This window comes from Burkholderia sp. E168m22 (assembly GCF_001319805.1).
GTDB classification, from domain to species: Bacteria; Pseudomonadota; Gammaproteobacteria; order Burkholderiales; family Burkholderiaceae; genus Burkholderia; species Burkholderia orbicola.
Window position 1 is genome coordinate 102,906 of sequence record NZ_BBSK01000114.1, and the last position, 13,060, is coordinate 115,965.

Below are 13,060 nucleotides of genomic sequence, written 5' to 3' on the forward strand. Positions count from 1 at the left end.
GAACCGCCACTGGCCGGCGGTGGCGCGCGGCGGTCGTTACACGGCCGACCGACTACAAAGACATGGGACTGGAGACATGAACACTTACGTTGCCGAAAAATCCACGGTCGCGACCACGCTCGCGCTGTGTTTCGCGATCGCACTCCTCGAAGGGCTCGACCTGCAGTCGGTCGGCGTCGCCGCGCCGCGGATGGCGCGCGAATTCGGGTTGACCGTGTCGCAGATGGGCATCGCGTTCAGCGCGGGTACCTTCGGGCTGCTGCCGGGCGCGATGCTCGGCGGGCGGCTCGCCGACCGGATCGGCCGCAAGCGCGTGCTGATCGCATCGGTCGTGCTGTTCGGGCTGCTGTCGATCGCGACCGCGCAGGTATCGACGTTCGCGATGCTCGTCGTCGTGCGCGTGCTGACCGGCATCGGCCTCGGCGGCGCGATGCCGAACCTGATCGCGCTGTCGTCCGAAGCGGTCGAGCCGCGCTCGCGCAGCAGCGCGGTCGCGACGATGTACTGCGGAATCCCGTTCGGTGGCGTGATCGCATCGGTGATCGGCGTGCTGCTCGCCGGCGACACCGAATGGCGGCACATCTTCTACGTCGGCGGCGTGGGGCCGCTGCTGCTCGTGCCGCTGCTGGTGTGGTTCCTGCCGGAATCGCGCGCGTATCTCGACGTCGCCGGCACGCAGGCCGCGCGCGCGAGCGTCGCCCGCACGCTATTCGGCGACGGCCGCACGACGTCGACGGTCGCGCTGTGGGTCAGCTACTTCTGCACGCTGATCGTCCTCTACTTCCTGCTGAACTGGCTGCCGTCGCTGATGGCCTCGCGCGGGCTCGACCGCGCGCACGTCGGCCTCGTGCAGATCGCGTTCAACGTCGGCGCGGGGCTCGGCGCGCTCGGCATCGGCGCGGCGCTCGACCGGATGCGCGCGTCGCGCGTGGTCGGCGGGATGTACGTCGGGATCGTGCTGTCGCTGGCCGCGCTCGCGGCCGCGCCGGGTTTCGGGTCGCTCGCGGCCGCCGCGTTCGCGGCGGGGATGTTCGTCGTCGGCGGGCAGTCGGTGCTGTATGCGCTCGCGGCGATCTACTACCCGACCGCGATGCGCGGCACCGGCGTCGGCGCGGCGGTGGCGGTCGGCCGGCTCGGCTCCGTCGTCGGGCCGCTCGCGGCCGCGACGCTGCTGGCCGCGGGCCGCAGCGCGCCGGTCGTGATCGGCGCGAGCATCCCGGTCACGCTCGTCGCGGCTTTCGCTGCGTTCGTGCTGATTCGCCGCCCGCAAGCGGGCGACTGAGGGTTCGATTTTTCAATGCGCGCCGTCAGAGCGCGCGATTCAACATGGTCTGGAGACGCAACGAAATGAAGACGAAGACAAGGAACGGCCTGCTGGCCGCCGGCGCGTGCTGCGCACTCGCCGCGCCGGGCGCGCACGCGCAGTCGAGCGTGACGCTGTACGGGATCATCGATACGGGCGTCGAATTCGTGTCGCACGCGAACGCGGCCGGCGATCACGTGGTGCGGATGCCGGGCGTGACGGGCGAGCTGCCGTCGCGCTGGGGGCTGCGCGGCACCGAGGATCTCGGCGGCGGCTATCAGGCGGTGTTTACGCTCGAAAGCGGCTTCAACGTGCGCGGCGGCGATCTCGGGCAGGGCGGCCGGCTGTTCGGGCGGCAGGCGTTCGTCGGGCTGAAGAGCGGCTTCGGCACGCTCGCGTTCGGCCGCCAGTACACGATGACGTACCTCGCGCTGCAGGGCGCGGACATCATCGGCCCCGACATCTACGGGCTCGGCTCGTTTGACGCGTACGTGCCGAACGGCCGTGCCGACAACGCGGTGACCTACCTCGGCACGTATCGCGGCGTGACGCTCGGCGCCGCCTATTCGTTCGGCCGCGACGGCGCGGGCACCGGCAATTCGCCGGGGCAGGGCACGTGCGCGGGGCAGGTGCCGGGCGACGCGGTGCAGTGCCGCAACTGGTCGGTGATGCTCAAGTACGACAGCGCGTACTTCGGTGCGGCGGCGTCGTACGAGGAACAGCGCGGCGGCACCGGCGCGGCCGCCAACTTCTTCGACGGCGTGGCGCCCGTTCCCTTTACCAGCAGCGGCGGCAAGGATGCGCGCACGCACGTGAGCGCGTATGCGCAGGCGGCCGGCGCGAAGATCGGCGCGGGCTGGATCGGGCGGCGCGTGTCGACCGGCTCGCCGGCCGCGGCGGGCGCGCATTCCGACCTGTTCTTCGTCGGCGCGTCGTATGCGGTGAAGCCCGATTTCATCGTCGACGGCGAAGGCTACCGGATCGTCAACAGCGCGCACGACACGCGCGCGACGATGGCCACGCTGCGCGCGACCTATCTGCTGACCAAGCGCACGGCCGTCTACGCGCAATCGTCGTATCTGTGGAACAGCGAGCATGCACGCTATTCGGTCAGCGGCGGCGGGCCCGGCACGACACCCGGCGCGGGGATGGGGCAGCTCGGCGCGATGGTCGGCATGCGGCACATGTTCTGATTCACCGGCGTGACGAACCCAACGGGAGTTATCTTGAACAGGAAATCTGCATTCCTCTGTATTGCGCCGTTGTCCGCCGCTGCCCTGCTCGCCGGTTGCGGCGGCGACGATTCGATCAGCGCTCCGCCCACGCACCTGAGCGCCGCGACGCCGGCCACGATGGCGCAGACCTGCGACGCGCTCGCCGCGAAGCTCGCGTATGCGAACACGTCGTTCACGTCGGTGACGACCGCCGCGGCCGGCACGCTGACGGTGGCCGGCAAGCCGGTCGCCGAGCACTGCGTGATCGCAGGCAAGATGAACCAGCGCGTGAGCGGGGTGGACGGCAACACCTATGCGATCGGCTTCGAGATGCGTTTGCCGAAAGCGTGGAACGGCCGCTTCTTCTACCAGGCCAACGGCGGGCTCGACGGCAACGTCGTGACCGCGACCGGCGAGATCGGCGGCGGCGGGCCGCTGACCAACGCGCTGAATCAGGGCTTCGCGGTGATCAGCTCGGATTCCGGGCACAGCGCCGCGCAGAATCCGCTGTTCGGTCTCGATCCGCAGGCGCGGATCGATTACGGCTACGGCGCCGTCGACGCGCTGACGCCGATGGCGAAGCAGGTGATCCGGCTCGCGTACGGCAAGGCGCCCGATCGCAGCTATTTCGGCGGCTGCTCGAACGGCGGCCGTCACGCGATGGTCACGGCGGTGCGCAACCCGGCCGACTACGACGGCATCATCGCGGGCGATCCGGGCTTCCATCTGCCGAAGGCGGCGATCGGGGAGATGTATGGCGCCCAGCAGTTCGCGAAGATCGCGTCGGCCACCGGAACGAACGGGTTGCCGGACATCCGCAGCGGTTTCAACGATGCGGAACGCCAGTTCGTCGGCGCGAAGATTCTCGAAAAATGCGATGCGCTCGATGGCGCGGCCGACGGGATGGTGCAGGACGTCGCCGCGTGCCAGGCGCATTTCAGCGTCGACACGGACATCCCGACCTGCGCGAACGGCACGCGCACCGGATCGTGCCTGACGCCTGCGCAGAAAACCGCGCTGGAGAACGTGTTCACCGGTGCGCGCAACAGCGCGGGCACGGCGCTGTACGCGAGCTTTCCGTACGATCCGGGCATCTCGGGCCCAGGCTGGGCCGGGTGGAAGCAGTCGAATTCCATCACGCTCGATCCGGCCGCGATGGCGTTCACGTTCATGACGCCGCCGAAAACCGCCGCGGCGCTCGCGAACCTGCCCGGTTTCGCGCTCGGTTTCGACATGGACAACGATGCGCCGGCGATTTTCGCGACGAACGGCACTTACACGCAATCGTCGTGGTCGTTCATGACGCCGCCCGACGAGACGAACCTCGCCGCGCTGAAGTCGCGCGGCGCGAAGCTGCTCGTCTATCACGGCACGGGCGACCCGGTGTTCTCGTTCAACGACACGCGCGACTGGTACGCGCAGGTCGCGCAGGCGAACGGCGGCGATGCGTCGAGCTTTGCTCGCTTCTATCCGGTGCCGGGGATGAACCACTGCTCGGGCGGCCCGACCGCCGATCAGTTCGACATGCTGACGCCGCTCGTCGCGTGGGTCGAACAGGGGCAGGCGCCCGCGGCGGTCGTGGCGACCGCGCGCGATACGACGAACGCGGTGCCGAATGCGGACGTGCCGACGTCTTGGGGCGCGGGCCGCACGCGTCCGTTGTGCCCGTATCCGCAGGTCGCGCGCTACAACGGTTCGGGCGACCTGAACTCGGCGGCGAGCTTCAGTTGTCGTTGAGGTAACCGTCGATGGGAAACGGCCGGCGCACGTTGTCGTGCGCCGGCTGTTTCATCGCCGCATTCACTCGCCGGCATCGACCGGCACGTCGAGCCCGACCTTCACGCGGCTCATGCTGACCAGCGTCTTGAACCGCTTCACGTTGTTGTTCGCGAAGAACAGCTCGCGCGTGAGCGCGTTGTACTGATCCATGTTGCGCACCGCGAGGATCAGCACGAAATCCCATTCCCCCGTCACGTAGTAGCACTGCTGGATTTGCGGGCAGCGCTCGAACGTGCGCTTCATCGCATCGAGCTGGTCGATCTGCTCGCTTTCGACCTCGACGTTCACGACGATCGTCAGCGGATGATCGACCTTGTCCGGCGCGACGACGGCCGTGTAGCGCTCGATCACGCCATCTTCCGCGAGGCGCCGCAGCCGCCGGTTCACCGCGGCGGTCGACAGGTTGACGCGCGCGCCGAGCTCGGCCTGCGGCGTCTGCGCGTCGCGCTGGAGTTCCATCAACAGCTTGCGATCGAACGCATCGAGAGGGGTCGTCATGATGGTGCGTGAAACCTCGAAAGAATGAGAAATTTTTGCGTCGGAGCGGTCGATTTGGCGATTTCATTCACCGGCATGCGCAATATTATTTTTCCAACGGGCGACAAGCGCAATGCGCGCCTGCCTGCCCCGACCCATCTGTCTCACCTGACCGCCCGCCTGCGCGGTCCCGATCCGGAGCCTTTCGCCATGCTGATCGCCAACCCGCGCGCGTCGCGCACCGCCTACCCGAACGCGCTGCGCCGCGTGATGAACATCGCGTCGGCCGACGAGAGCGGTGCGTGGCTCGCGCACTGGCCGCTCGTCGGGAACGCGCGCACGCCGCTGCGGGCGCTGCCCGATCTGGCCGCGCGGCTCGGCGTCGCGAGCGTCAGCGTGAAGGACGAGTCGTGCCGCTCGCCGCTCGGCAGCTTCAAGGCGCTCGGCGCGCCGATCGCGCTGGTGCGGCTCGTGAAGCGGTTGCGGCGCTCGCAGGCACTCGATCCGCAGGGGCTCGTCACTGGCCGCTACGCGTCCGAGCTGGCCGACCTGACGGTGATCAGCGCGACCGACGGCAATCACGGCCGCGCGCTGGCCGCCGCCGCGCGCGCGATCGGCTGCGGCTGCGTGATCGTGCTGCACGCGAACGTCGACGCCGAGCGCGAACGCGCGATCTCGGCGTACGGCGCGCGAATCGTGCGCATCGCGGGGAACTACGACGAATCGGTCGTCTGCGCGGCGCAGCTCGCGCAGGCGAACGGCTGGTACGTCGTGTCGGATACGTCGTACGACGGCTACGAAGCGATTCCGCGCGACGTGATGCAGGGCTACGGCGTGATCGCCGCCGAAGCGGTCGCGCAGGCGGCGGAGGACGACGGGCGGCCGTTCACGCACGTGTTCCTGCAGGGCGGCGTGGGCGGCCTCGCCGCGGGCGTCGCGAGTTACCTGTGGGAGCGCGACGGCGTGCAGCGGCCACGCTTCGTCGTCGTCGAGCCGCGCCAAGCCGATTGCCTGTACCAGAGCGCGTTGGCCGGGCGCGCGACGAAGGCGAGCGGCAGCGTCGATTCGGTGATGGCCGGGCTCGCGTGCGGCGAGGCGTCGCCGCTCGCGTGGGATTTCCTCGAGATGTGCATCGACCACTTCATGCTGATCGACGATGAAGACGCGGTGCAGACGATGCGCGGCCTCGCGGCCGGCAGCGAACGCGACGTGCCGCTCGTCGCCGGCGAATCGGGCGCGGCCGGCGTGGCGGGGCTCGACGTGCTGATGCGCGACCCGGCGCTTGCGCGGCAGGTCGGACTCGACGCGAATGCGCGCGTGCTGGCGATCAACACGGAAGGGGCGACCGCGCCGTCCGTGTACCGGGATTGCGTCGGCGAGACGGCCGCCGCGGTGCTCGCGCGGCAGCGCGACTGGCTGAGCCGCGTGGCGGTGGCGGCTTGAACGACGTGACGACCGACATGACGACCGACGAGGCAAACGCAATGGACGCAATCGACGCAACGGCAGAAAGCACGCTGCAGGGGCAGCTGAAAACCTGGCGCCGCCATCTGCACCAGTATCCGGAGACGGGTTTCGAAGAAGTGAATACGTCGGACTACGTCGCGCGGATTCTCACGACGCTCGGGCTCGACGTGCATCGCGGCATCGGCGGCACGGGGCTCGTCGCGAACCTGACGGCGGGCACCGGTCAGCGCGCGATCGGCATTCGCGCGGACATGGACGCGCTGAACATCGCCGAGCACGCGCCGGGCCGCGAACACGTGTCGCGCACGCCGGGCAAGATGCATGCGTGCGGGCACGACGGCCACATGTCGATGGTGCTCGGCGCCGCGCAACTGCTGGCCGAGCGCAAGGATTTCGACGGCACGGTGCGCTTCATTTTCCAGCCGGCGGAAGAGCACGGCCGCGGCGCGAAGGCGATGATGGCCGACGGGCTGTTCGAGCGCTTTCCGGTCGATGCGATCTTCGGCGCGCACAACATGCCGGGCATGCGCGCGGGCACGTTCGCGACGCGTGCGGGCGGCATCATGGCGAGCGAGGACAACTTCGTGATCCGGATCGACGGGCGCGGCACGCATGCGGCGCGTCCGCACATGGGCATCGATCCGATCGTGATTGGTTCGCAGATCGTGCTCGCGCTGCAGACGATCGTGTCGCGCAATCTCGATCCGGGCCAGCAGGCGGTGATCTCCTGCACGGAATTCGTCACCGACGGGCTGCGCAACGTGCTGCCGTCGACGGTGACGATCAAGGGCGACACGCGCAGCTATTCGCGCGACGTGCAGGCGCTGCTGGAAACGCGGATGCGCGAGATCAGCGAAGGGATCTGCCGTACGCATGGCGCGACCTGCACGTTCGACTACACGCACGAGTTCGCGCCGACGGTGAATTCGCCGGAATGGGTCGACACGGCCGTGCAGGCCGCCGCGCATATCGTGGGCGCCGACGCGGTGAACGCCAACGTGCAGCCGATGATGGTTTCTGAGGATTTCGGCGCGTTCCTGCAGGCGGTGCCGGGCAATTTCGTGTTCATCGGCAACGGCGAAGCGGCCGGGCAGGGCGGCGTGCCGCTGCACAACGCGACGTACGATTTCAACGACGAGATTTTGCCGGTGGGCGCGCGGTATTTCGCGGAGGTGGCGCGGCGCGCGTTGAAGGCGGTGTAGCGGAGCAGGGGCGGATGAGGTCGATTCCGTGGCGGGAAGGCAGAGGCAATTCCTGGGCTGCGGGGCTGACCAAAGGCGGAATGACCGAGGCGAGCCGACGGAGGCTGGCGAGCAGGGAAATCGCCGTGGCGGATAGGGGCGGCCGAGGCGATTTAATTGAAGTTTTTGCGCATAAACATACGACAACATATCTCTCAGAGCGGGGGCGATAATATGTGAGTGTGTGCTCACATATAGCTGATTATGTGCGTGAAAGCTGGATAAGCAACGGACGCGTGTTCCGTGCCAGGCGTGCGCAGACTGTGCGGCATGGTACGACGACGTATAAATGTGATCCCATAGCCCGGCGCGTCGATACCCTTACCCACATGGCATGCCCATGGCGCCCATCGTCGTCGTTCATCTTTCTCTCTCCGATCACCCGCCTCGCAGCGGGTAACGCGCCACGCCTTCATCGTCACATTCGACTGCGACTACCAACTGGCGAACGATGCGGTGCGCACGCGAGCGCCGATCGTGCAGAACGTGACGGTCACGACGCCAGGGCTGATCTACGCGTTCAGCGTGAGCGCGATGACGCCGACGCAAGCGACGATCGCCGGGCAGGTTGTCAACACGACGATCGCCGATAAGCGATGAGATGAGGTAATGCGCCACGACGTTCGCGTGCGGCCGGCCGGTACCTGCACGCGAACGCGAATACGCTACGCCAGCGTCTTCACCATGTAGTGCTCGTCGTAGAAGCGGCCATCGACGAACAGGGAGCGCGGTTCCGTGCCGAACCGCACGAACCCCTGCGATGCATAGAGCCGCTCCGCGGTACGGTTGACGTCGTTCACGCACAGCATCAGTTGCTTGCATCCCCACGCGTTCGCCGCATGCCCGGTCGCGCTGTCGAGCAGCGCCTGCGCGATGCGTTGCCCGCGATACGCGGCATCGACGTACACGCCCCAGATCGTCGCCTTGTGTGCGATCTTCGTGCGCGCGTCGCGGCGTACACCGGTGATGCCGACGAGCGTGTCGCCGTCGAACGCGCCGAACACGGCCTGTGCCTGCGTCGGCGTGAGGCGCTTCGCGAATTCGTCGACCGGCACCTGCGATTCCTCGTCGAGCGTCGGCAGGAAGGACGTGGGCGCGGTGTCGACCGCGCGCAGGCGGACGGTCTGGAACTGCGCCGCATCGGCGGCGTCAAGCAGGCGGATCGTGATCTTTATCGTCATCGGCAGCATTCCGGTTGTGGGCCGTGCATGCCGGCGCGCCGCTGCTGCGGTCGCGGGATGCATCGCCCTTATCGTAATAGGAATCCGGATGTCGCGGAGCGATGGTCGGTGCGTCGCAGGGGTAGCGGGCACGATCGTGAACGGAGAAGACAGGGATGGCGGCGCGTCGTGCCGCGATCAAGGAGGGCGCGCGTAAGGGGTGTAAAGCGCGTGCGCCGTCGCGCCGCACCGGCGCCCGACGTCAAACCGGCGACGTGCGCGCGATCAATTCACGCGCACGCCAGCGGCATCAATAGCGCGACAGTTGATTGCCGTTGATCTGCACCCGGTCGCCCGGACGCAGGTTGCCCGGCGACTGCACGTCGAACGAGCGCATCGAGCCGTCGCTCACCTGCACGTCGATCCGGTAGCTGCTCGGGCCTTGCGCGGCGCCCATCTGCTGGCCGATCTGGTTGCCCGCCACCGCCCCGCCGAGCGCGCCGATCACGGTCGCCGCATCGCGGCCGTGACCGCGGCCGAACTGGTTGCCCACCAGGCCGCCAACCAGCGCGCCGACGACGGTGCCGGCGATGCCTGACGGGGCGACCGAGCCGTTGACCGGCTGGATGTTCGACACGGTGCCGTACTGCGTGCCGTACGGGGTCGCGTATTGCTGCTGATTGCCGTACTGATCATACGGCTGCGAGCCGTATTGCGACGGGTTGCCGTATTGATCGTACGGCTGCGGCGCCTGGTTCGGATACGCCGGTTGCTGCTGCACGTAGCCCGGTTGCGAGTACGCGGGCTGCCCATAGCCGGGCGTCGCGTATTGCTGCTGTTGCGAATAGCCCGGCTGTGCGCCGTAGTAGCCCGGCGCGACGCAGGCAGTGAGCGGAAGCGCCGCCACGGCGACGAGCGAGGCGAACAGAACGGTCTTCGTGGAAGGCATGCGCATCATGATGATTCCTGCATCGGCAACGTGTCCGCCGATGGATTCCCGTGATGGGTGGCGAACTCGGCGTGAGTATAAGGAATGGCCGGATGCGCGTCCGGTGCGGCCGGGTAACAACGTGTAAAGTCTGTTGCCGCGTAAATCCCCGGTGGGGCGGGGCGTCGAAGCCGTGCGCGGCAAGGACATGGCGCGGCTTCCCGGCGCACGCGTGCCGACGACGCGACCCGTGCATTGCCGAAGACATTTCGGCCATTTCCTCGACGATCGCGCCCCCGTCGCGCCCGGCCCGGCAGGCTTCCGCGCCGCGCATCGCGAAATCGAATGCGCGGCATCGCGACATTTAATTGGCCTCGGGCGGCAGCGTTCGATATCGTGGCCGGATTCCCTGCCAACGGTCGCGCCGCGCCGGCCGCGGTCCTTCCTCGATCCGCGCCGGTGTCGCGCCGCGACCGCCCCACATTCGAAGCCATGACCGAACGACTCTTCATCAACGCCCGCGACGCCGGCGGCCAGCTCGTCAACCTCGTCGTCCGCGACGGCCGCTTCGCCGCGATCGGCGCCGATTGCACAGCCGCGCCCGGCGCGCAGACGATCGACCTCGACGGCCGCGTCGTGCTGCCCGGTTTCGTCGACGGCCACATCCATCTCGACAAGAGCTTCGTCGGCGATCGCTGGGTGCCGCACGAACCGGTCGGCTCGCTGCGCGAGCGGCTCGCGGTCGAGAAGCGCCAGCTCGCGGCCGCGCCGCCTACCGTCGAGCGGGCGAATGCGCTGATCGCGCAGGCCGCCGCGTTCGGCACGATCGCGATGCGCAGCCACGTCGACGTCGATGCGACGACGGGCCTGTCGAACCTGCACGCCGTGATGGCCGCGCGCGAACAATGGCGCGGGATCGTCGACATCGAACTGGTCGCGTTTCCGCAGGCCGGCGTGATCACCTGCCCGGGCACCGCCGAGATCCTCGACGCGGCCGTGCGCGAAGGCGCCGACGTGGTCGGCGGGATCGACCCGACGACGCTCGACGGCGACGCGGATGGTCAGCTCGACATCGTGTTCGGCATCGCCGAGAAGCGCGGCGCGAAAATCGACATTCACCTGCACGAACCGGGCGACACGGGCATCGCGCAACTGCTGCGGATCGCGGCGCGCACGCGCTCGGCCGGGCTCGCCGGGCGCGTGAACGTGAGCCATGCATACGCGCTCGGCCAGGTGAGCGACGACGACGTGCAGCGCACCGCTGCGGCACTGGCCGAAGCCGGCGTGTCGATCCTGACGAATGCGCCGGGCGACTGCGCGTTTCCGCCGGTGCAACGGCTGCGCGACGCGGGCGTGCATGTGTTCGCGGGCAACGACAACATTCGCGACGCGTGGTGGCCGTACGGCAACGGCGACATGCTGCAGCGTGCGATGATGGTCGGCTACCGGTCGGGCTTCTACACGGACGAAGAGCTCGGCATCGCACTCGACATGGCGACGCACGCCGGCGCGCGCGCGATCGGCAAGGAGAACTATGGAATCGCGGTCGGCTGCGACGCGAGCTTCGTCGCGGTGCGTGCGCCGAACGCGGCGGCGGCCGTCGCCGGCGTGCCGGCCGAACGCTGGGTATTCCGCCGCGGCGAAAGCGATACGGACGCACCGTTCGCGCCGTCGCTGCGCTTCACGCGCTGACCCACTCGACCGGCGGCACGGCCCGCGCCGTGCCTGCGTTGCACTGACCGACCCGACTGGAACCGACATGACGAACCTGCTGATCCGCAATGTCCGCACGAGCGCCGACGCGGCGCTCGATATCCTGATCGAAGGCGATCGCATCGCGCGGGTCGGCCCGGCGCTCGATGCGCCCGCCGGCTGCGCGATCGAGGACGGTGCGCTCTCGTTGGCGTTGCCTGGCCTCGTCGAGGGCCACACCCACCTCGACAAGACCCACTGGGGGATGCCGTGGTATCGCAACCAGGTCGGCCCGCGCCTCGTCGACCGCATCGAGAACGAACGCCACTATCGCGCGACGAGCGGCCACGACGCGGGTGCCGCGTCGCTCGCGCTGGCGCGCGCGTTCCTCGCGGCCGGCACGACGCGCATCCGTACGCACGTCGACGTCGATACCGAAGCCGGGCTGCGCCATTTGCACGGCGTGCTCGCGACGCGCGAGACGCTGCGCGGGCAGGTCGAGATCCAGATCGTCGCGTTTCCGCAATCGGGCGTGCTCAAGCGGCCGGGCACCGATGTGCTGCTGTCCGACGCGCTCCGCGCTGGTGCCGACCTGCTCGGCGGGCTCGATCCGTGCGCGATCGAAGGCGATCCGGTCGAGGCGGTGGACGTGCTGTTCGCGATCGCCGAACGCCACGGCCGCGGGCTCGATATCCATCTGCACGAGCGCGGGTCGATGGGCGCGTACTCGCTCGACCTGATCCTGCAGCGCACGGCGGCGCACGGGATGCACGGCAAGGTCACGATCAGCCATGGTTTCTGTCTTGGCGATCTCGCCGAACGCGAGCGCGACGCGCTGCTCGCGCGGATGGCCGAACTTGGCGTCGCGATCGTCACGACCGCGCCGGCCGCGGTGCCGGTGCCGCCGGTGGCCGCATGCCGTGCGGCGGGCGTGACCGTGATCGGCGGCAACGACGGCGTGCGCGACACGTGGACGCCGTATGGCTCGCCGGACATGCTCGAACGCGCGATGCTGATCGGCATGCGCAATGATTTCCGCCGCGACGATGCGCTCGAAGTCGCGCTCGATTGCGTGACGCACGGCGCGGCGCGCGGCTGCGGTTTCGCGGATTACGGACTGCAGCCGGGTAGCCGCGCGGACGTCGTGCTCGTCGATGCGCTGACGTTCGCCGAGGCCGTCGTCGCTCGGCCGGTGCGGCGGCTCGTCGTGTCGTCCGGAAAAATCGTCGCGCGCAACGGCGCGCTGGTCTGAGCGCCGCGTCGCCCCGGTATGATCCGGTTTTCAGCCGGATTTCCGGGAGACGACGATGCGACGCACGACCGCGGCACGGGCCGCACGATGGATGGCGGCGGCCCTGTTCGCCGTGACGGCCGCGCATGCGGTGGCGGCCGGCCCGGCCGACGCGCAGCAGGAAGCCAACCGGCGCACGGTGCTCGCGTTCTACGAGAAAGGGCTGAACGAGAAGGATGCGGACGCCGCGCTCGCGTATGTCGGCGATCGCTACGTGCAGCACAACCCGAACGCGGCCGATGGTCGCGACGGCTTCCGCAAGTTCGTCGCGTTCCTGCGCGATAAATATCCGCAGTCGCACAGCGAGATCAAGCGCTCGTTCGTCGATGGCGACTACGTGATCCTGCACGTGCACGCGGTGCGCGAACCGGGCACGCGCGGCAGCGCGATCATGGACATCTTCCGGCTCGAACACGGCAAGATCGTCGAACACTGGGACGTCAACCAGCCGGTGCCCGAGCAGGCGGCGAACGGCAATACGATGTTCTGATTGTTCTGATTGTTCTGA

The 13,060-nt window shown here is 68.6% G+C and carries 11 protein-coding genes and 1 pseudogene; 9 read left to right on the plus strand and 3 right to left on the minus strand.

Annotation, left to right across the window (positions count from 1 at the left end):
• Positions 1–76 precede the first annotated feature (76 nt).
• The 3 genes from mhpT to AP428_RS27440 all read left to right on the plus strand — a co-directional run bounded on the left by mhpT (position 77) and on the right by AP428_RS27440 (position 4,254).
• Positions 77–1,282, plus strand: coding sequence for a 3-(3-hydroxy-phenyl)propionate transporter MhpT (gene mhpT / locus AP428_RS27430; protein ID WP_011548808.1), 1,206 nt, complete (start codon positions 77–79; stop codon positions 1,280–1,282).
• A gap of 65 nt (positions 1,283–1,347) precedes the next feature.
• Positions 1,348–2,496, plus strand: a complete 1,149-nt coding sequence (locus tag AP428_RS27435; protein WP_011548809.1) for a porin — start codon at positions 1,348–1,350, stop codon at positions 2,494–2,496.
• A 33-nt stretch (positions 2,497–2,529) separates the two neighbouring features.
• Positions 2,530–4,254 carry a tannase/feruloyl esterase family alpha/beta hydrolase gene (locus AP428_RS27440; protein WP_011548810.1) on the plus strand — a complete coding sequence of 575 codons (1,725 nt, stop codon included), beginning with the start codon at positions 2,530–2,532 and terminating at the stop codon, positions 4,252–4,254.
• 63 nt (positions 4,255–4,317) lie between these two features.
• Here the strand turns inward: AP428_RS27440 and AP428_RS27445 are convergent, their stop codons facing one another.
• Positions 4,318–4,794: an Lrp/AsnC family transcriptional regulator gene (locus AP428_RS27445; protein WP_011548811.1), complete on the minus strand. Its 477-nt coding sequence runs from the start codon at positions 4,792–4,794 to the stop codon at positions 4,318–4,320.
• Positions 4,795–4,983: 189 nt separating this feature from the next.
• On the opposite strand from AP428_RS27445, the gene AP428_RS27450 reads away from it, so the two are divergent.
• From AP428_RS27450 to AP428_RS36915, 3 genes and pseudogenes are all read left to right on the plus strand, one after another.
• On the plus strand, positions 4,984–6,216 hold the full coding sequence (locus AP428_RS27450) for a diaminopropionate ammonia-lyase (RefSeq protein WP_011548812.1): 1,233 nt from the start codon (positions 4,984–4,986) through the stop codon (positions 6,214–6,216).
• A gap of 41 nt (positions 6,217–6,257) precedes the next feature.
• Positions 6,258–7,442, plus strand: a complete 1,185-nt coding sequence (locus AP428_RS27455) for a M20 aminoacylase family protein (RefSeq protein WP_011548813.1) — start codon at positions 6,258–6,260, stop codon at positions 7,440–7,442.
• Positions 7,443–7,895: 453 nt separating this feature from the next.
• Positions 7,896–8,081: pseudogene (locus AP428_RS36915) on the plus strand (hypothetical protein); the annotation flags it as partial.
• 65 nt (positions 8,082–8,146) lie between these two features.
• On the opposite strand, the gene AP428_RS27460 reads toward AP428_RS36915, so the two are convergent.
• Positions 8,147–8,671 (minus strand): GNAT family N-acetyltransferase, encoded by a 525-nt coding sequence (locus tag AP428_RS27460; protein WP_050768812.1) that lies wholly within the window; start codon positions 8,669–8,671, stop codon positions 8,147–8,149.
• 280 nt (positions 8,672–8,951) lie between these two features.
• Entirely contained in the window at positions 8,952–9,599 is a 648-nt protein-coding gene (locus AP428_RS27465; protein ID WP_011548816.1) for a glycine zipper 2TM domain-containing protein, read from the minus strand.
• 462 nt (positions 9,600–10,061) lie between these two features.
• On the opposite strand from AP428_RS27465, the gene AP428_RS27470 reads away from it, so the two are divergent.
• From AP428_RS27470 to AP428_RS27480, 3 genes are all read left to right on the plus strand, one after another.
• Complete coding sequence (locus AP428_RS27470) at positions 10,062–11,261, plus strand: amidohydrolase family protein (RefSeq protein WP_011548817.1); 1,200 nt, start codon at positions 10,062–10,064, stop codon at positions 11,259–11,261.
• 67 nt (positions 11,262–11,328) lie between these two features.
• Positions 11,329–12,513, plus strand: a complete 1,185-nt coding sequence (locus tag AP428_RS27475; protein ID WP_011548818.1) for an amidohydrolase family protein — start codon at positions 11,329–11,331, stop codon at positions 12,511–12,513.
• Positions 12,514–12,568: 55 nt separating this feature from the next.
• Positions 12,569–13,042: a nuclear transport factor 2 family protein gene (locus AP428_RS27480; RefSeq protein WP_006480256.1), complete on the plus strand. Its 474-nt coding sequence runs from the start codon at positions 12,569–12,571 to the stop codon at positions 13,040–13,042.
• Positions 13,043–13,060: the final 18 nt, after the last annotated feature.